This is a genomic window from Flavobacterium sp. AC105 (genome assembly GCF_979258495.1).
Genome location: NZ_OZ409860.1, coordinates 5,245,651 through 5,264,914, shown reverse-complemented (window position 1 = coordinate 5,264,914; position 19,264 = coordinate 5,245,651). Strand labels below are relative to the sequence as shown.

Below are 19,264 nucleotides of genomic sequence, written 5' to 3'. Positions count from 1 at the left end.
AAGAAAAGTGGTAAAAAACTAAACCATATAAGTTATATAAGTTCATTTAATTTAGCATCTGGCTAATATTTACTTATAACTTATATGGTTTAATAAAGAATTAAAGCTTTTTAATTAAATAAACCACGTAAGAGATACAAGTTTAACCAAAAACAAAATAAACTGATATCAGGCTTACATGGTTTAATTTAAAAAGTTTAGATATTGAAGTTAACTCCCAAAACGATATTTCTGCCAATATTCGGGATACCGTCTGTTTTTAATCTTGAAAGGTGTGCAATGTATTTTTTATCGAATAAATTGTTTCCGTTCAGGTTCACATCAAAAGCATGTTTACCTAGTTTAACGGTTCCGCCAAAGCCTAGATTTACTAACGTATATCCGTTTGAAGCCGTTTCAAAACCACTTACATTATTTTGATTAAAAGTCGAAGAAACGTTTAAAGAAGCATATCCTTCTTCGAACCAGTTTTTAATTTTAAACTCCGTTCTTAAAGTATTATTCCAATTGTTTGCAGGAATCAAAGGCAAATAATCACCGTTTTGTTTTTTACCGGTAACGGTTTCAAAACTGGTTTCAAAATGCAGCCAATCAAGCGGATGCGGGTGAAAGTGCAAACCAACTTCTCCTCCGTATAAATTTGCATTATTCTGGATATAAGCAAAAACGTCATTATCATCGCGGGTTTCTCCGGTTGGCGAAGTGTAAATATAATTGTTTACATGATTGTAAAATCCGTTGATAAAGAACTCGAAATGCGTGCTTTTGAATTCAAGATTCAAATCAGTCTGAACGTTTTGTTCTGTTTTTAAGGCAGCATTTCCAATTTCATATCGGTTTGTTCCTTCGTGCACTCCGTTAGAAGTCAATTCGGCTAAATTTGGTGCTCTAAATCCAGAAGCAACATTCAGTCGAAGCGTTAAAGGTTCAGCCAATTTTGTTTTATAGCCAAGAGAAGCATTGAAACTGTCAAAAGATCGGTCAAGAGGTAAAAAGTAACCTTCTTCGTCTTCCGTTCCGTGCGCTTGTGAGGTAATGTTGCGGTTGTCAAAACGTAATCCGGCTTGCAACACATTACTTCCCCATTCGTAATTTGCAGTTCCAAAAGCACCAATATCATTAGTCGTTGCATCCGGAATTAAATATTCTTCTCCAGAATTCGCGTTCGTTTGATGCATTCCCTGAACGCCTAAAATAGTTTCGATTTTTCCAAATTTCGGAAAATGATATTTTGCATTGTAATTAAAAGTCTTCAGTTTCATATGAAGAGAAGCGTTGTTGCTGTCTTCAAATTCGCTTCTGTCATTTGAGATATAACCCAAATCAAGATCTAATTTTGAATTTTCGAAGAAAACCACGTTGTTTAAACTCAATAAATGATTGAAGATTCCTTGTCTTGGAAATTCTGTGTTTTTGCTTGTTGATTGTTCTCCAATTCCGTTATCCGGCATTCCAAGATCGAGTTTATTGTAATTGTATCTCAAAACACTAGAAAAACTAGAATTGCTGTATCCAACTCCGGTTTTAAAATCGGTTTCGTTATAACGTGTATTCGTTACGCGTTCACCATCAGCAATTTTATAATCAGAATGCGTGTTGAAACTTCCGCGAGCCAGAAATTTCCAGTTATCTGTAGAGGTTTTTAATCCAATAGAAGAATTGCTTCCTTGCGTATTCGTAAAATATTTTTGACTGAAATTTGCCTTAAACGTATTCGCATCAGCAAATTTTTCAGGATTAAAATACAAAACTCCACCAAGAGCATCAGAACCATATAATAACGAAGCCGGTCCTTTTATAACTTCGACACTTTCGATTCCCGCATCGTTTAAACCTAAACCATGTTCGTCTCCAAATTGTTGATTTTCGATACGAACGCCTTGTGAATAAACCAAAACGCGATTTCCGCTCAGTCCGCGAATTACCGGTTTCCCGATAGAAGTTCCGGTAGAAATTTGCGAAACTCCTGGAATCGTAGCCAAACCTTCAATCAAAGTCGAAGTTCCTTTTTGCTGTAAAGTTTTGATGCTTTCATGCTCAACTTTCATTACGTTTTGCGATTGCAATTTGTTAAAAGGTGTTGAAACTACCACTTCATCCATTTCAAAAATAGATTCTGTCAGTGTTACATCAAGTGAGTTTTCTTTTAATAATTTATTAATCGTTTTATTTTGAGTGGTATATCCAACAAAAGTAAAAGCCAGTCGCAAACTTCCGTTTGGCAGGTTTTTAAATTCGTATTTTCCGTTTTCATCAGTTGTAGTTCCTTTGTGTAATTCTGCTGCATAAACAGAAACACCCGGCATAGGTTTGTTTTCAAGATTTGTTACGGTTCCTGAAATAGAATTTTGAGCCGAAAGCAGGCCCGAAAACCCTAAAATAAGGGCTAATATTATTTTTTTCATTTGAAAATGATGCTATAGTTAATTGATTTTTTCTTTTAAATAAAAACTAAAAAGAATAGTAAAATTGCCAATCCTGAAAGTTTCGGAATAGGGGAAATAACTAACTTTTGAATTAGATTGTAAAAAGAATTTGATTTTATTTCGAATATTTCGAAATTTAAGAAACTATAGTTTGTGGGGGACCGCGTAATAAATAAGCACTTTCTGAAACCGAATATATTTTTTCAGGAAGGGTAAAGAAATAAGGGATTTCTTTATGAAAAGTACGAAACTGAAATGAAAAATTTTCAGGAACAATATAACTTCCAAAAGCAAAATGACATACATAACACAAATCATAATTATGATGCTGATGCGTTATTTCGCCGCTTGGATCACTATAATCGTGATGACATTGTTTTTCTGAAAGCTGCTTTACAATATGCTCATAACTGTGTATCGACTGAAACAATATCGAGAACAATATTGTCAGTGCGAAAGAAACACTTAATATGAGCTGCTTTTTTTTCATGCAAGACAAAGGTATAAAAGAGCAATGAAAAAATGCGCTGTTTTTTAGAATCTATTGCTATTTTATTGAAAAAAGTTCAACGAATGGTTTTATTTGTGGCGAAAAAGAGAATAATTAGTTTCTAATCGTCTCCTGAACTAGCATTATATTATATTTGTAAGTGAAATAAATCTACCCTAAAAAACGTTTACTTGAAAAACTCTTTAAAACCAAAATACGATATGCGATTTCTTTTTAGTTGTTTGTTTTTAGTATCGTTTTTCAATGTTTTTTCGCAAGAAGAGACAAAGCCAAAAATTGCACCAATCGTAAAAATCGATTCTTTGTACCGTGAAGATCAGTTTTATCTTTCGGTTACCTATAATCTTTTGACCCAGATTCCGCAAGGGCTTAAGCAAAATAAATTTTCTGCCGGACTTTCTGCCGGATTTCTGCGTGATATGCCCATCAATAAAAAAAGAACTATTGCAATTGCAGCCGGTTTGGGATTGAGTTATCAGAATTATTTTCAGAATCTGACGATTTCTAAAGTCCCGGACGGAACACGGGCGTATGCAGTAAGTGATTATAATGATATTACATCAAATAAATACCGTCAATATTTGGTCGATCTTCCAATAGAGTTTCGATGGAGAAATTCGACTTATGAAAGCTATAAATTCTGGAGGATTTATACCGGAATAAAATTCAGTTATGTGATCTCAAATAAATCCGTATTAGACAATGGGGAAGAAACTTATGTAGTCAACAATAACCCGGATATTAATAAATTTCAATACGGCGTTTATCTGGCTGCGGGTTATAATACCTGGAATGTGTATGTTAATTATGGCTTAAATACATTGTTTAAAAAAGATTTAAAAACCACTTCCGGACAAAATATCGCTGTGCAAACGCTGAATGCAGGATTGATATTCTACATTTTATAACCACAAATACAAAAATAATAACTGCGGTAAGATTCCGATAAACGTCCCAATTAGCAATTCGTTAGGCGAGTGCGCTTCCATTTCTAATCGTGATGAAGCTACAACGCCAGTCATTAAAATTAAAAAAGCAGCCCAATACGGGTTTTGCATTTGAAGATGAATCGATAATCCAATAACAAAAATCGATAATCCGCTAATGGCCATCATGTGCAAGCTTGCTTTTATTTTAAAAAGCGAACAAACCAAAGCCAAAATTGTACTGAACAAAGCGCCGAGAAAAAAGAAATGCAGTTCAGGATAACGCGTGATAACGATGCTTCGTTTTACCAATAAAATATACAAAAAACATTGCAAAACAAGAGGAATTAAGCGTTGCGAAGTTTCAGGAACCATTACTGATTTTACATGTCCTGTTGATTTCAATAATAAAAAAAACAATATTGGAACAAGAATAGTAATAATTAGGATTTGAAATAAAACATAATATTTTTCCTGATTCGTAAAAATGTCATTTTTGCAAAACAGATAAAACAAAGTGGCATACATCGAGATAAAAATCGGATGTAATATATAGGAAAATAGCGGGAGTATTTTTTTCAAAATGCTTTATATTGTGGTATTGAACAAATATAATAATGTTTTTTGCCACAAATTACACAAATTTTCACAAATTTTAATGGAGCGAAAACTTGTTTGTTTTACCGCCAATTTCACGAATTATCACGAATTTTTATTTTTAAAATCTGCTTGAGTTTTGTTTCACAAAGATTTTTACAGATTTAATATATAAGAATCTGTGTGAATCTGCTTAAATCTTTTAAATCTGCGTGAAAAAATAATTCATGCTAATTCGTGAAATTTGTTGCAAACCTTTTTTATGAATCTGTCAGAATCTTTTTCATCTGTCGTAAATCAAAAATAATTCATGAAAATTGGTGTAATTCGTGGCAAACCTTTTTTTAAATTTGACAAAAGAAACTTTCTAAATGAGCATAAACTTAAAAAGCCTTATTTCGGTTCTTAATGCCGAATGGATTGGTTCAGACACTGCTATTTTTGTTGATCATATTTCGATTGACAGCCGCTCGCTGCAAAACGGATCTCAAACTCTGTTTTTTGCCTTATCAGGCGTTAATAACGATGCTCATTTGTATATTCCGGAACTGATAGAAAAAGGTGTTCAGAATTTTGTCGTGCAATATATTCCGGATAATTATTTGGGAAAAGCGAATTTTTTAGTTGTAAAAAATACGTTGGATGCTCTTCAGGAATTTGCAGGTTATTATCGTGATCTTTTCGATTTACCTGTCATCGGCCTGACCGGAAGTAACGGAAAAACGATTGTAAAAGAATGGCTTAACTTTTTACTGAGCCCGGATTATAATATCATCAGAAGCCCTAAAAGTTATAACTCGCAGGTTGGAGTTCCGTTGTCTGTGGTTGCCATTAATGAGAAACATAATTTAGGCATTTTCGAGGCCGGAATTTCGACGGTTAACGAAATGATCAATCTCGAAAAAATTATTAAACCTAATATTGGCGTTTTAACCAATATTGGTTCTGCGCACGATGAAGGTTTTCTAAATCTGGAACAAAAAATCAACGAGAAATTATTGCTTTTCAGAAATTCAAAAGTCATCATTTATCAAAAAAATGAAATTGTTGATTTGTGTTTAGATCGATTTTTGAAGGAGTATTATTTAAGTGAAAGGGAAATTTTTTCATGGAGTTTTACCGATCATTCTGCCGATGTTTTTATTCTGAAAAAAGAAAATAAAAGCGATTCAACCCTTATTCAATATCAATATAAAGACAAAACTTTTAATCTGGAAATTCCGTTTAGCGATTCGGCTTCTATAAAAAATGCTATTTCGTGTTTGTTGGTTTTGCTTTATTTTAAATACGATTCTGATGCGATTCAAAACCGAATGCAAATGCTGTATCCGGTACAAATGCGATTAGAGGTTAAAAACGGAATCAACAATTGCAGCATTATCGATGATAGTTACAGTTCCGATTTTCAGTCGCTTAAAATTGCATTGGATTTCTTAGAAAGTCAGAAGAAAAATGCTTCAAAAACCATCATTTTATCGGATATTTTCCAGAGCGGATTTTCAAATGAAGAATTATATACCAAAGTTGCACAGCTTATTTCAGACAATAAAATAAATCGGGTTATAGGAATTGGTGCTACGATTTCTTCTTTTTCGGCTAAATTTTCGAATTGTATTACTTTTCAAAATACTGCCGAATTTATTGCTCAAATCGAATGTTTGAATTTTAATAATGAAACGATTTTAATAAAAGGTGCAAGATCATTTCAGTTCGAACAAATTGTTTCGCTGCTCGAAGAAAAAACGCATGAAACCGTTCTTGAAATCAACCTCGATTCTATTAGTCATAATTTAAATTACTACAAATCAAAACTGGCCGATGATGTAAAAATCATGGTGATGGTGAAAGCTTTTGGTTATGGAAACGGAGGTTTGGAAATAGCAAAATTACTCGAGCATCATAAAGCAGATTATCTTGGTGTGGCTTTCGCCGATGAAGGAATCTCGCTTAAAAACGGCGGAATAAAATTGCCAATTATGGTTTTGAATCCTGAATCGACCAGTTTTCCGTCGATTATTCAGTATAAATTAGAGCCTGAAATTTATAGTATAAAAGGATTAAATGCCTTTTTGAAAATTGCGAGAGAAAAGAATTTGAAAGATTTCCCAATTCATATAAAACTCGATACGGGAATGCATCGTTTGGGTTTTGAAGAAAATACGCTGGATGAATTAATTCAGACTTTAAAAGGAAATTCGACAGTAAAAGTCAAAAGCGTTTTGTCGCATTTGGCAACAAGCGATGATCTGAATCATTATGATTTTGTGATTTCGCAGATTAATTTATTCGAAAAATTGTCTTCAAGATTTATGACTGAATTAAATATAAATCCAATTCGTCATATTCTGAATACTTCCGGAATTAGCAATTTTCCTTCGGCACAATATAATATGGTACGTTTGGGAATTGGTTTATACGGAGTTTCGAATGATCCAGCCGAACAAAAATATTTAGAAAACGTAGGAACATTAAAATCCATTATTTCTCAGGTTCGTATAATTCCAAGAGGCGACAGCGTTGGTTACGGCCGTCGTTTTATGGCAGAAAAAGAAACTAAAATTGCGACAATTCCAATTGGTTATGCGGACGGAATTTCGAGATTATGGGGGAATCAGGTTGGTTATGTGGTTATTAAAAATCAAAAAGCTTCAATTGTTGGCAGCGTTTGTATGGATATGTTAATGGTCGATGTAAGTCATATTGATTGCAAAGAAGGGGATTCGGTTATTATTTTCGGCGAAAGCCCAACCGTTATGGAAATGGCAGAAGCCTTAAAAACGATTCCGTACGAAATCATGACCAGTATCTCGCAGCGTGTAAAACGGGTGTTTTTTAGGTAATTTCAGACAATATTTAAAGAAAATTATGTAATTTCGATATTGATATAAATTTAAACAAAACAAAGTATGGGATTTTTTTCTGAATTTAAGGAATTTGCAGTGAAAGGCAATGTGGTTGATCTTGCTGTGGGGGTTATCATTGGAGCTGCGTTTGGGAAAATTGTAAGCTCATTTATTGAGAATGTAATTACGCCGTTGTTATTAAAACCGGCTTTAGACGCCGCACATTTATCTACAATTGAAGAGCTAACGGCTTTTGGAGGTGTAAAATATGGTTTGTTTCTGTCTGCAGTAATTAACTTTATAATTGTTGCTTTTGTATTGTTCCTTATTATCAAGGCAATTAACCATTCTAAAAAGAAAGAGGAAGTTGTTGCTCCGCCAGCCGGACCAACTCAAGAAGAACTATTGACGCAAATTAGAGATCTATTAAAAAATAAACAATAATACACTATACCGCTACACTAATTCTAACTTAACCGTTCCTTAATTGGGGCGGTTTTTTTATTTTGTTTGATTTATAACATTTTGTTATTTTTTGTGAAGCGTCTTGTTTTGACTTTTATATTGTATACTTTTGCAGTACAATTTAGATTAATTCATACTATAAAAATATAAAAATGAGAATAGCCGTTGTAGGTGCCACTGGTATGGTTGGCGAAGTAATGCTAAAAGTTCTGGCGGAAAGAAATTTCCCTGTTACAGAATTGATTCCTGTTGCATCTGAAAAATCAGTTGGAAAAGAAATTGAATATAAAGGTCAAAAATATAAAGTTGTAGGATTGCAAACGGCGGTTGATATGAAAGCTGATATTGCTGTTTTTTCAGCAGGTGGAGATACTTCATTAGAATGGGCGCCAAAATTTGCTGCAGCCGGAACAACAGTTATTGATAATTCATCGGCATGGAGAATGGATCCTACAAAAAAGTTAATCGTTCCGGAAATCAATGCGAATACTTTAACGAAAGAAGATAAAATTATTGCAAACCCAAATTGCTCGACTATTCAAATGGTTTTGACTTTGGCGCCATTGCATAAAAAATACAATATTAAAAGAATCATCGTTTCTACTTACCAATCGATTACCGGAACTGGTGTAAAAGCGGTGAGACAATTAGAAAACGAGTACGCTGGAATTCAGGGCGAAATGGCGTATAAATATCCAATTCATAGAAATGCGATTCCACACTGCGATAGTTTTGAAGAAAACGGATACACGAAAGAAGAAATGAAATTAGTTCGCGAAACTCAAAAAATCCTTGGTGATAATACCATCAGAGTTACGGCTACTGCTGTTCGTGTGCCTGTTGTTGGCGGACATAGCGAAGCGGTAAATGTTGAGTTTACAAATGATTTTGATGTAAATGAAGTTCGCGAAATTCTACACCATACTGATGGAGTAGTGGTTCAGGATAATTTAGATACTTTTACATACCCAATGCCATTATATGCCGAAGGTAAAAATGATGTTTTTGTTGGAAGAATCCGTCGTGACGAAAGCCAGCCCAATACATTAAACATGTGGATCGTTGCTGATAACCTGAGAAAAGGTGCTGCGACAAACACAATTCAAATCGCTGAATATTTAATTCAGGCAGGTTTGGTATAGTTTAGAGATTAAAGAAAATTGTTATAAAGAAAAGACCGTAATTGCAGCAATGCAATTACGGTTTTTTTGTGGTTTTTAATAGTATATTTGTTTGTAATCCAAATTCAAAAATGAAAGACATAAACATAAAATATATAGAAGAAAATTATCTGGAATTTGAAGAAATTGTAAGTATAATGAATCTTACTTCTGATAAATTAAATCAGCTTATTGAATATAAGCTTGCACCGGAACCCTCTTATACCATTAATTCGGAGAGAACGATAAGTTCTTCCTTAAATGATAGTTATAAGGTTATTTCTTCTAAAAAATATTTTCCAAAAAATATATTGACACTTATTGCAGATAATATTTTGCATCATAATCCCGGAAAATTCAAAAAGGATTTTAGAGAAAATCTTTTGTCTAATTTGAAAAACCACAAGTATAAAACATTCGCTTACGGAAATATTTTTGATGAAAATGGAGCAATAGATTCGGAAAAAGCAGATAAAGCATTCGAAGAAGAATGGGATTATTTTTGTAAAGGAATTTATGGTATCTGTACTTTAGAAAGTAATGAAGAAGCTATTATTGAGAAAGAAATCGCAATAAAAAGAATTTTAAATTTTATTGAAACGAAAGGTTCAGCCATAACTGAGGAAGATATAAATCGCCTAAAAGAACTTAACGAAGAATTTAATACTGTAACAAGCCTTTTTGCGCCCTATCAGCGTGAAACCAGCAGCAGAGGCAAATACCTGGATAAGCTGCTAAAAGAATTTGATTTAGAAGAACTAATAAATAAATACGATTAGATAAGAAAAGATTGGATACTTATGATCCAGTGTTTTTGTATCAACTCCAAATAAAAAATTCCAAATTCCAATCAGCGTCTTGCTTCATTGGAATTTGGAATTTTAAAATATTGATATTTTTATTTAATATTCTGGGGCTAATTCTAATTCTAAGCCTTCTAATTCTGTAGTAATTGGGATCTGACAGCCTAAACGACTATTAGATTTAACATAAAACGCCTCCGAAAGCATGGCTTCTTCTTCATCTCCCATTTCAGGTAATGCAACATCATTAAGAACATAACACTGGCAAGAGGCACACATGGCCATTCCTCCACAGGTTCCTTCAACAGGAAGTTCGTATGCTTTGCATAACTCCATTATATTCATTGCCATATCAGTTGGAGCTTGTAACTCGTGTATAACTCCTTCTCGATCTTTAATCTTTATTAATACATCCATTTTAATTATTTGGAATTTTGCTGATTTAGGATCTGATAACGTGAAAAAATCCTAAATTAATTATGTTTAGCTAGCCGATTTCAAGCTAAACGCGTATTCTTTTTTGTTTCCTTCTTTAAGGCGCATTTTTACACCCAGAATATTGCCGCCTTTTTCTAATATGGTAACAATTGCCATAACAGAATAATAATCTTTATCGGATTGAAAGATTAATGTTCCTTCGTAAGTTGAATTTAAAACACCTTGTTTGTCTGTTTGAGCAGAGATTTTTCTTGGGTGCGCAAATTCAGCTGAACTGTAAGTGGCTTTATTAGAGAATTTTGCTTTTCCTTCGCAAAAGTCATATAAAAAATCATAATTTCCAACTCTCAGCGTACCTTCTTCAGTATTTGTATTAGTCGAAAAAACTACTTTTCCTGAATATTGAAAATCAGACCATTCTTCTGCTTCGTTTACCCATGCCTTATCAGCAACCAGCGTTTGGGCTTGTTGGGCATAATTCACAGATACAAATAGCAATAATAAAAGAGCGTAATAATTCTTCATAAATTTAAGATTTAGGGTTATGTTACAAATTTAAGTTAAATATGTAACAATTACTTAACTAAAACTCCTAAATCTTTGTATTGTTTTTTGTTAAATCCGCAATAAAGTACTTTATTTTGAATCCTTTTTTGAAATTTTCCGAATCAAATGGCTATAGGGCGTATTATTCCTGTTAATTTGTAAGAATAAAAAGCGGAAAAATGACGGCCTTTCAATTACATTATATTTACCACAGTTTCTATTTGCGGTGCATATTTTTTTATTGTTGTTTCAACCCCTGCTTTTAGGGTCATTTGGTTTACGCTGCAGCTAATACATGCTCCTTCAAGACGAACTTTGACATGTTTGTCATCGTCTATAGAAATTAGCGTTATATCTCCTCCATCAGAATTTAAAAAAGGTCTGATTTCGTCTAAAGCCAATAATACGTTGCTTGTTAATTCTTCTGTTGTCATAATTTTTATCAATTAGAAAATGTGTCAATTAGAAAATTAGAAAATTTACTTTGCGTAAAAAATATCAAATTATCTAATTATCAAATTATCTCATTAGTCTTATCATCTCAATTATCTAATTATTTCTTTACTGCCGAACAACCTGCCATAGTTGTAATTTTAATGGCTTCTGTTGCAGGTAAATTATCATTTCTGTTTACTGTTTCCTGCACAACATTTCTGGTGATTTCTTCAAAAACAGCTTCAATTGGCGATGCTGTCTGCATTGCTGCCGGACGGCCATAATCTCCCGCTTCACGAATTGATTGTACAATTGGTACTTCTCCCAAGAATGGAACATTTAAATCTTCAGCAAGATTTTTAGCTCCTTCCTGACCAAAGATATAATATTTATTGTCAGGTAATTCTTCTGGTGTAAAGTACGCCATATTTTCTATAATTCCCAAAACCGGAACATTGATATTGTCCTGCATGAACATTGCAACTCCTTTTTTAGCATCGGCAAGAGCCACAGCCTGAGGAGTACTTACTACAACAGCGCCTGTAATTGGCAGCGATTGCATGATAGAAAGGTGAATGTCTCCGGTTCCTGGAGGCAAATCGATTAACATGAAATCTAATTCTCCCCAATCAGCATCAAAAATCATTTGGTTTAACGCTTTTGCAGCCATTGGACCTCTCCAGATTACAGCCTGACTTGGCGCTGTAAAGAAACCGATAGAAAGTATTTTGATATCATAACTTTCAATTGGTTTCATTTTTGATTTTCCGTCAACGGTAATCGAAACTGGTTTTTCGTTTTCAACATCAAACATAATTGGCATCGATGGCCCATAAATATCGGCATCAAGAACGCCAACATTAAAACCCATTTTTGCAAGTGTTACCGCAAGATTTGCCGTAACAGTAGATTTTCCAACTCCGCCTTTACCAGAAGCAACAGCAATAATATTTTTGATTCCGGGAATCGCTTTTCCTTTTATTTCGTTAGGATTTTCTTTTGCTTCAACCTTAATGTTTACTTTAACTTTTGCTTCAGGAGATACCAAATCGTGAATTGTTTTCCTGATATCGTCTTCAGCTCTTTTTTTTATGTGCATGGCAGGCGTGTGCAAAAGTAAATCTACAACCACCTCATCACCAAAAGTAATTACATTGGAAACGGCTCCGCTTTCAACCATATTTTTTCCTTCTCCGGCTATAGTAATTGTCTCTAAAGCTTTAAGAATTTCTTTTCTATCTAATTTCATTTTAATGTACGATTATCAATTGATAGAAATCAATTTAGCTATTATGTTTATTTAAACTGATTTCAGGCTACAAAGATAACAGATTCTGTTCGTATTCAAACCCTTTTAAATTGTATTTATTGATATAAAAATTAGTCAAAATGATTCTCATCTTACCAGTTTGATTTCTTGTTGCAGATAAATTGACATTTCTAATAAAAAACAACTTCTGACATTTTTTTATAATGTCAAAATATTCGAAATTTTAAGATAAATGTAAGAAGGTTAATAATTTAATTGTGCACAATATTGCTTATATTTGAGTACCCAAATTATGATTCCCAAATGTTTGAAAAAATATGCGTGAGCTTGTTTTTGAGGTGTATGATAAGTTTTCGCTATTTTTTAAATCAGGTTAATTGCTAAAAAATTTAAAAAATAAGTATATGCGAAATTTTACCTTCTTGTCTGTAATAATTGCCTGTAGTTTTGTTCTATTTTCTTTTGATTCTTTTCATAATGAAAGAAAAATAAAAACCGGATTGGCAGATTTTAAAGCTGTTTTTGAAATTAAAAACGTCAGTTCTAAAATTCTAATTGATGCTGAATCAATAAATAATTTCTATAAAAAATATCCCAAACTAAAAAAATACCAAAAAGATGTTGAGGATCTTTATAAAAAGAAAGAATACAATTTGATTTGGTATGATGATAAAAGCGTCAGCGAATTTGGAGCGTTATTATATCAAAAAGTCAGCCTGTTAAATGAACAGGGAATTGACGCCAAAATGCCGTATATGGATTTGGTAGACGATGTTTTTAACGAAAATGTATCGGATAAACTTCCTCGAACAGATACTGAACTTCTCTTGTCGAATATGTATGTGTTTTACGCCAGCAATGTATATTCGGGCGTTGACGCAGCAACTTTAAAAAAAATTGGCTGGTATTTGCCTGCAAAAAATATCTCGTACACCAGAATATTAGATTCACTTATGGGAGATCCGGAACGTTTAAACAAAGATGATCAGCTTTTATACGATCAATATTATAAACTTGAGGCCGTATTAAAACAATATCGAACTATCGAAAAAAATAACCAATGGAAAAAGATCGATATTGATAGTATAAATTATAAAGATCTAAAACCTTTTGACAGCGGTGTTGCAGTAAAACAAATTAGAGCGCGTTTGTTTGTAATTGGAGATTTGGCACAGGATTCTAAACGAGATGTTTATGATGAAGAAATGATGGCCGGAATTTTAAAATATAAAAAAAGATACGGTCTTAAATTAAATTATACTTTGACAAAAGAACATATCGACCAGCTGAACGAACCCATTAGCAAGAGAATCAAAACCATAATGCTCAATATGGAACGCTGCCGATGGATACCTACAAAACTCGCAAAAGCAAATGAATATGTAATGGTCAATATTCCATCGTTTAGACTGGCTTATGTTAAAAACGGAAAATATGCATTGGTTTCGGATGTTTTTGTGGGCACGAGAATGACAGAAACCGTAATCTTTAGCGGAAATATAGACCGAATTGTATTTAGTCCGTATTGGTATGTGCCGCAGAGTATTATTAAAAATGAATTGAAACTCAAAATGGCTGAAGATAAAAATTATTTAGCGGATCATAATATGGAATGGAACGGTGGAAACGTAAGACAAAAACCCGGGCCCAAAAACTCTCTTGGATTGGTGAAATTCATGTTCCCAAATCCGAATGATATTTATTTGCACGATACGCCTGCCAAAAGTTTATTTGAGTTTGAAAAACGAATTTTTAGCCACGGCTGTATTAATGTAAAAGAAGCCAAAGGACTTGCGCTTGAAATGTTAAAAGACAATCCGGATTGGCCGGTTGATAAAATAGATAAGGCAATGAGCGGCGAAAAAGAAACTACATGTATGCTAAAAAACAAAATTCCAATATACATTGGTTATTTTACGGCTTGGGTAAATGAGGACGGAGAAATTGGTTTTTATCCGGATGTTTATGATCGGGATTCACGTTTAGATAAATTGCTTTACTCAGATTCTGTTGTTGCAAAATAAAAAAGAAACCCGCCAGATTATTAAAATTTGGCGGGTTTCTTAAAAAAAATGGCCTACAAGTTTATTCGTATTTTAAATATTTTAAGATATCGATTTTAGTTACCTGATATGCTTTTGCCAAAACAATCATTAAAGTTAAAACCAATAAAGAAACTAGTGCAATACCAAACGGAATAACAGAAATTCCAATTCTGAAAGCAAAATCTTCCAGCCATTTTTGCAATAAAATATAAGCCGGAACAATCCCGATTGCAAATCCCATTAAACAGAAAATAACATACTGTTTTGATAATTCTTTTAATAAAATATCAGTTTCTGCACCCAAAGTTTTTCTGATCGCAATTTCTTTTAATCGTCTTTCCATAGAGAAAGAAGCCAAAGCAAACAATCCAAAAATGGCAATTATAATTACAACAAGATTAAGAATAAAAAACAAGTCTTTTTGTTTTACTTGTTCCTGATACGTTTTGGCAAATCCTTTGTTTACAAATTCATAATCAAAAGGATAATCCGGATTTACGTTTTTCTCCCAATATGCTTTTAGTTTTTCCAGAGTTTCGGTTAAATTATCAGGAGAAACTTTGATGTAAACGTTATTGAAATTATTCCATTTTACGGTCGAAAGATTAATAAAAACCATTGGCGGCACCTTGTCTTGTAATCCTGTAATATGAAAATCTTTTACAACACCTACGACTTTAAATTTCAGGTTTCCTTTTTCATTTCCCCAGCCAGATGTAATAATCGTGTTTATAGGGTTTTTAAGATTTAAAGTTTTCACCAGCGTTTCATTCATCAACATATTGCTTATCGTGTCAGAAGCATATTGAGGTGATAAATCGCGTCCTTGTACGATTTTAATTTTCATTAGTTCCAGAAAACCAAAATCCATTTCGACGTTTCTTGGCTGAACAAAAATACCATTATGAGTAAATCCTGAACTCGAATTGGTGCTGTTTCCAAAAGAACCTGCAAAAGTAGAAACTCCCTGAACTCCCGGAATTTTGCTGATTTCTTGTTTTGCAGCTAAATATTTATCAGTTCTTTTAGTTCTGTCCGGAGTATTATAGGCGATTCTAATGACCTGATCGCCACTAAAACCAAGTTCTTTATTCATCATATAATTAACCTGCGAATTCACGATTAATGCACCAATGATAAAAAATGCCGCAATACCAAACTGAAAAATAAGCATTGAATTTCGGATCCAGATACCGCTTTTACTTCTTGAAAAATTTCCTTTTAAAACCTTTAAAGTTTCAAAATTTGAGATATAAATGGCAGGGAAAATACCCGCAAGAATGATTACTAATCCAAATATAAAAATGAGCTGCAGGTAAAATTCACTGCCATTCATAGTCAAATCTTTCTTCAAAAAATTATTGTAGTATGGTAATGAAAGTTCTACAATTGCAAGGGCAAATAAAATCGACAAGATTACAATTATCGCAGTTTCAAATATAAACTGAGCGATAATTTGATTTTTAGTAGCACCTACAATTTTACGGACACCAACTTCTTTAGCGCGTTTTATAGCCGAAGCCGTTGCCAGATTAACATAGTTTACCAACGATAAAACCAAAATTAAAAGAGATAAACCGGCCATGATATAAAGCAATTGCAAATTACCTTTTCCTTCAGGCATATTGCGCCCTTGCGAAGATTTTGTTCCGTGTAAACGGGCTGTTTTTATTTGATCGATAATAACAGTCGTTTCGCCGTTTTCTTTTACATATTGTGCTACAGTCTGACCACTTTCTTTAGCGTCTTTTACAGTTCTGTTTACAAAATTTACATTTTGCATTTTCTTTAAAACAGCAACAGGATCAGCGCCTTTTTTAATCTTAATTAATAAACCATAATTAAAATTTCCCCAGCTGGTTTTGTCGCCTTCCCGCTGTACGCCGCCAAAAACATAATGTGGTTCTATAGAAGAAGGCTTCATTAATTTGTAAACAGCTTTTACAGTGTAAAATTTGCTTCCGTAATTAATTGATTTCCCTATTGGATCTTCCTCTTTAAACAATAATTTGGCAGCATCTTCAGATATGGCAACGCTGTTGTTTTCTTTTAAGATATTGGTTTTAGCTCCTTTAACGATTGGAAACGGAAAAATATCAAAAAAACTATTGTCAGAAACCATGATCTTTTCATCCATCACTTTTTGGTTCTGATATTTAACAGGCGCATTATCATACCAGGTATTAAAGAAAGAAATAGATTCGATTTCTGGTATTGTCGCTTTGCAGGTTTCTCCAAACGGAATTGAGCTTGAAGCCCAAATGTCTGCCGTTCCTCCAATTTTATTCAGGACCTGATAAGAGTTTTCTTTTTCAGGATTCCATTGATCGTATGAGTTTTCGTTATTCCAATATAAGATGGCAAAAATAACACCGGCAACACCAATGCTTAAGCCCAAAACATTCAAAAACGAAAACAATTTGCTTTGCTTTAAATGATAAATAAATATTTTAAACCAGTTGAAAATCATTGCTTATTTTTTTATAGTTCTTTGATTCGTTTTTAGATAATAGTCAATACTTTACAAACAAATCCCACCAGGATTGTAATTGCAGTTATAATAAAATTGATCATTTTTAAATTATTTAGCGTCCATAAAAACATCCACATTTCTCTGATTTAATCTTTCAGAAAATATAACACCGTCTTTCATGTGAATCGTTTTTTGCGAAAACGAAGCATCATAATCAGAGTGGGTAACCATCAAAATTGTAGCACCTTTTGCGTGCAAATCAGTCAAAAGTTCCATTACTTCATTACCGTTTTTACTGTCCAGATTTCCGGTTGGCTCATCAGCAAGAATAATTTTTGGGTCGTTAACCAAAGCTCTTGCAACGGCAACCCTTTGCTGTTGTCCTCCCGAAAGTTGTTGCGGATAATGTTTTAATCGGTGAGAAATATTCAATTTTTCGGCAATAGCTTCAATTTTTTGTTTTCTGTCCGATGATTTCACATTGTTGTAAAGCAAAGGCAATTCGATATTATCATAAACAGAAAGTTCATCGATTAAGTTAAAATTCTGAAAAATGAATCCAATATTTTCTTTTCTCACATTGGCTCTTCCTTTTTCTTTCAGGCCAATCATTTCCTGGTCTAATAATTTATAACTTCCGTCAGATGCACTGTCCAAAAGACCTATAATATTCAATAAAGTAGATTTTCCGCAGCCGGAAGGTCCCATAATGGTCAGGAAATCTCCTTTTTTTATTTCTAAATTAATGCCGCTTAAAGCTGATGTTTCTACTTCTTCAGTTCTAAAAACTTTGGTTAAATTTTGTATTGTGATCATTTTTTTAAAAGTTTTAGTTGTTAATAATTACGTTTTTTGATTGATGATTGAAACGTTGATAATTGTTAATTATAAATTATAAATTATGAATTGTTAATTTTGATTGTGTGAAAATTTTTTATTTTTTGCCACGAATTACACTAATTTCCACGAATTAATTTTTTAATTTTCTCACTTCAAGAATAAAAAATTCGTGCTAATTCGTGGAATTCGTGGCGAACTTTTTTAACTGAAAACTGCTACTGAAAACTGCTACTCTGAACTAATCGACAACTCTTCAACATCTTTATAGTCAGAATAGGATGAGGTAATTACAGATTCGCCTTCTTTTAATCCTTCAAGAACTTCATAATACGAAGGATTTTCTCTTCCTAATTTTATGTTTCTTCTTTCTGCTTTATTTCCTTTTATTACAAAAATCCATTTTCCTGCTGTTTCCTGATTAAAGCTTCCTTTTGGTACAACCAGCGTTTTATTTTTTTCAGATAAAATCAGTTTTACTCCAAAACTTAAACCATCTTGCAAAACGATTTCTTCTTTAGATGTAAAAGCCAGTTCTACTGTAAAATGTCCCCCTTTTACTTCCGGAATTACTTTGGTAACCAAAACTTCAAGTGTTTTTCCTTTAAATTCTACCTGACCTTTTAAACCTTCGCGAAGTTTTTCCAAATAAAATTCATCTACTTCGGCAGCAAGTTTATATCCTTTTTTCGAATCGATTTTTCCTATGCTTTCTCCGGCCTGAAATGTTTTTCCTAAAACCGGTTCAAATGATGTTAATCGACCAGTTTCCGGAGCTGTAATCAAAAAGTTCTTTTTGTTGTTTCTCAAAATATCCAAACTTTTTTCCATAGTCTGAATCGAACGGTTGATTTGAGAAATCTGAACCTGATTCGTTTGTTTTTCTTTCTGGATACTTTGCTGAATCGTTTTTTTGCGTTCATCCTGAAAACGCAAACCTTCTTTAAAAGTATTCCAGTCATTTTTCGAAATCACATCTTTTTCATATAATTTCGCATTCATATCGTATAATCTTTTCGCGTCATTATAATCGTGTTCGATCAAAACCAAATCTTTATTTAAGCTCAATTCCTGATTTCTGATATTCAGTTTTCCGGTATTCAAATTGTTGATTTGTTCAATAATCGCCGTTTCCTGAGTCAGATAATTCAATTCGGTATTCGGGTTGTACAAACGTGCCAGCGATTGCCCTTTTGTAACTATTGCACCATTTTCGACAAAAATTTCTTTTACAGATCCTCCTTCTGTAACATTTACAAGCATCACGTTCAAAGGTTCGACTTTAGCCTGAAAAACCACAAAATCTTCAAAATAAGCCTTTTCGATTTTTTGAACGGAAAGTTCATCGGCTTTTACATTTAAACTTCTTTTAGTGTTAAAAGAAAAGAAGATAATGATTGCCAAAACTAAAAAAACAGCAATTGCTATTGTGAGATATCTAAATTTTCTATTTTTACGAGGAATTACCTTGTCCATTTTTTTAATATTT

The 19,264-nt window shown here is 33.1% G+C and carries 16 protein-coding genes; 6 read left to right on the top strand and 10 right to left on the bottom strand.

Annotated elements, in window-relative coordinates; translation table 11 throughout:
• Positions 1-197: 197 nt before the first annotated feature.
• Positions 198-2,405, bottom strand: a complete 2,208-nt coding sequence (locus tag ACZ0AH_RS21795) for a TonB-dependent receptor (protein ID WP_463477837.1) — start codon at positions 2,403-2,405, stop codon at positions 198-200.
• 157 nt (positions 2,406-2,562) lie between these two features.
• A complete protein-coding gene (locus ACZ0AH_RS21790; RefSeq protein WP_463477836.1) occupies positions 2,563-2,916 on the bottom strand; it encodes a hypothetical protein in 354 nt (117 codons plus the stop codon).
• Between the two features lie 191 nt (positions 2,917-3,107).
• Here ACZ0AH_RS21790 and ACZ0AH_RS21785 point away from each other — a divergent pair, with 191 nt between their 5' ends.
• On the top strand, positions 3,108-3,845 hold the full coding sequence (locus ACZ0AH_RS21785; protein ID WP_463477835.1) for a porin family protein: 738 nt from the start codon (positions 3,108-3,110) through the stop codon (positions 3,843-3,845).
• On the opposite strand, the gene ACZ0AH_RS21780 is transcribed toward ACZ0AH_RS21785, so the two are convergent.
• Entirely contained in the window at positions 3,840-4,445 is a 606-nt protein-coding gene (locus ACZ0AH_RS21780; protein ID WP_463477834.1) for a hypothetical protein, read from the bottom strand. The two genes, ACZ0AH_RS21785 and ACZ0AH_RS21780, sit on opposite strands and share 6 nt — an antisense overlap.
• Before the next feature lie 386 nt (positions 4,446-4,831).
• Here ACZ0AH_RS21780 and ACZ0AH_RS21775 point away from each other — a divergent pair, with 386 nt between their 5' ends.
• The 4 genes from ACZ0AH_RS21775 to ACZ0AH_RS21760 all read left to right on the top strand — a co-directional run bounded on the left by ACZ0AH_RS21775 (position 4,832) and on the right by ACZ0AH_RS21760 (position 9,707).
• Complete coding sequence (locus ACZ0AH_RS21775; RefSeq protein WP_463477833.1) at positions 4,832-7,300, top strand: bifunctional UDP-N-acetylmuramoyl-tripeptide:D-alanyl-D-alanine ligase/alanine racemase; 2,469 nt, start codon at positions 4,832-4,834, stop codon at positions 7,298-7,300.
• 66 nt (positions 7,301-7,366) lie between these two features.
• Entirely contained in the window at positions 7,367-7,747 is a 381-nt protein-coding gene (gene mscL, locus ACZ0AH_RS21770; RefSeq protein ID WP_463477832.1) for a large conductance mechanosensitive channel protein MscL, read from the top strand.
• A 173-nt stretch (positions 7,748-7,920) separates the two neighbouring features.
• Entirely contained in the window at positions 7,921-8,910 is a 990-nt protein-coding gene (locus tag ACZ0AH_RS21765; protein ID WP_463477831.1) for an aspartate-semialdehyde dehydrogenase, read from the top strand.
• Between the two features lie 110 nt (positions 8,911-9,020).
• Complete coding sequence (locus ACZ0AH_RS21760) at positions 9,021-9,707, top strand: DUF6058 family natural product biosynthesis protein (RefSeq protein ID WP_463477830.1); 687 nt, start codon at positions 9,021-9,023, stop codon at positions 9,705-9,707.
• Positions 9,708-9,830: 123 nt separating this feature from the next.
• Here ACZ0AH_RS21760 and ACZ0AH_RS21755 read toward each other — a convergent pair whose 3' ends face one another.
• From ACZ0AH_RS21755 to ACZ0AH_RS21740, 4 genes are all read right to left on the bottom strand, one after another.
• Positions 9,831-10,148, bottom strand: coding sequence for a 2Fe-2S iron-sulfur cluster-binding family protein (locus ACZ0AH_RS21755; RefSeq protein ID WP_026982672.1), 318 nt, complete (start codon positions 10,146-10,148; stop codon positions 9,831-9,833).
• Positions 10,149-10,214: 66 nt separating this feature from the next.
• Positions 10,215-10,694 (bottom strand): hypothetical protein, encoded by a 480-nt coding sequence (locus ACZ0AH_RS21750; RefSeq protein ID WP_463477829.1) that lies wholly within the window; start codon positions 10,692-10,694, stop codon positions 10,215-10,217.
• A gap of 215 nt (positions 10,695-10,909) precedes the next feature.
• Positions 10,910-11,149 carry a NifU family protein gene (locus ACZ0AH_RS21745; protein WP_026982674.1) on the bottom strand — a complete coding sequence of 80 codons (240 nt, stop codon included), beginning with the start codon at positions 11,147-11,149 and terminating at the stop codon, positions 10,910-10,912.
• Positions 11,150-11,268: 119 nt separating this feature from the next.
• A complete protein-coding gene (locus ACZ0AH_RS21740) occupies positions 11,269-12,399 on the bottom strand; it encodes an Mrp/NBP35 family ATP-binding protein (RefSeq protein WP_463477828.1) in 1,131 nt (376 codons plus the stop codon).
• 425 nt (positions 12,400-12,824) lie between these two features.
• Here ACZ0AH_RS21740 and ACZ0AH_RS21735 point away from each other — a divergent pair, with 425 nt between their 5' ends.
• On the top strand, positions 12,825-14,444 hold the full coding sequence (locus ACZ0AH_RS21735; RefSeq protein WP_463477827.1) for a L,D-transpeptidase family protein: 1,620 nt from the start codon (positions 12,825-12,827) through the stop codon (positions 14,442-14,444).
• A 61-nt stretch (positions 14,445-14,505) separates the two neighbouring features.
• On the opposite strand, the gene ACZ0AH_RS21730 is transcribed toward ACZ0AH_RS21735, so the two are convergent.
• The 3 genes from ACZ0AH_RS21730 to ACZ0AH_RS21720 all read right to left on the bottom strand — a co-directional run bounded on the left by ACZ0AH_RS21730 (position 14,506) and on the right by ACZ0AH_RS21720 (position 19,251).
• Positions 14,506-16,935 carry an ABC transporter permease gene (locus tag ACZ0AH_RS21730; protein WP_463477826.1) on the bottom strand — a complete coding sequence of 810 codons (2,430 nt, stop codon included), beginning with the start codon at positions 16,933-16,935 and terminating at the stop codon, positions 14,506-14,508.
• Between the two features lie 111 nt (positions 16,936-17,046).
• Entirely contained in the window at positions 17,047-17,754 is a 708-nt protein-coding gene (locus ACZ0AH_RS21725; protein ID WP_463477825.1) for an ABC transporter ATP-binding protein, read from the bottom strand.
• A gap of 252 nt (positions 17,755-18,006) precedes the next feature.
• Entirely contained in the window at positions 18,007-19,251 is a 1,245-nt protein-coding gene (locus tag ACZ0AH_RS21720; RefSeq protein WP_463477824.1) for an efflux RND transporter periplasmic adaptor subunit, read from the bottom strand.
• Positions 19,252-19,264: the final 13 nt, after the last annotated feature.

What these genes read in the sequence shown, in the direction of transcription:
- ACZ0AH_RS21795 (WP_463477837.1), bottom strand. Translation starts at nt 2,405, where the DNA reads ATGAAAAAAATAATATTAGCCCTTATTTTAGGGTTTTCGGGCCTGCTT.
- ACZ0AH_RS21760 (WP_463477830.1), top strand. Translation starts at nt 9,021, where the DNA reads ATGAAAGACATAAACATAAAATATATAGAAGAAAATTATCTGGAATTT.
- ACZ0AH_RS21730 (WP_463477826.1), bottom strand. Translation starts at nt 16,935, where the DNA reads ATGATTTTCAACTGGTTTAAAATATTTATTTATCATTTAAAGCAAAGC.
- ACZ0AH_RS21735 (WP_463477827.1), top strand. Translation starts at nt 12,825, where the DNA reads ATGCGAAATTTTACCTTCTTGTCTGTAATAATTGCCTGTAGTTTTGTT.
- ACZ0AH_RS21745 (WP_026982674.1), bottom strand. Translation starts at nt 11,149, where the DNA reads ATGACAACAGAAGAATTAACAAGCAACGTATTATTGGCTTTAGACGAA.
- ACZ0AH_RS21750 (WP_463477829.1), bottom strand. Translation starts at nt 10,694, where the DNA reads ATGAAGAATTATTACGCTCTTTTATTATTGCTATTTGTATCTGTGAAT.
- ACZ0AH_RS21765 (WP_463477831.1), top strand. Translation starts at nt 7,921, where the DNA reads ATGAGAATAGCCGTTGTAGGTGCCACTGGTATGGTTGGCGAAGTAATG.
- ACZ0AH_RS21720 (WP_463477824.1), bottom strand. Translation starts at nt 19,251, where the DNA reads ATGGACAAGGTAATTCCTCGTAAAAATAGAAAATTTAGATATCTCACA.
- mscL (WP_463477832.1), top strand. Translation starts at nt 7,367, where the DNA reads ATGGGATTTTTTTCTGAATTTAAGGAATTTGCAGTGAAAGGCAATGTG.
- ACZ0AH_RS21790 (WP_463477836.1), bottom strand. Translation starts at nt 2,916, where the DNA reads ATGAAAAAAAAGCAGCTCATATTAAGTGTTTCTTTCGCACTGACAATA.
- ACZ0AH_RS21775 (WP_463477833.1), top strand. Translation starts at nt 4,832, where the DNA reads ATGAGCATAAACTTAAAAAGCCTTATTTCGGTTCTTAATGCCGAATGG.
- ACZ0AH_RS21725 (WP_463477825.1), bottom strand. Translation starts at nt 17,754, where the DNA reads ATGATCACAATACAAAATTTAACCAAAGTTTTTAGAACTGAAGAAGTA.
- ACZ0AH_RS21755 (WP_026982672.1), bottom strand. Translation starts at nt 10,148, where the DNA reads ATGGATGTATTAATAAAGATTAAAGATCGAGAAGGAGTTATACACGAG.
- ACZ0AH_RS21740 (WP_463477828.1), bottom strand. Translation starts at nt 12,399, where the DNA reads ATGAAATTAGATAGAAAAGAAATTCTTAAAGCTTTAGAGACAATTACT.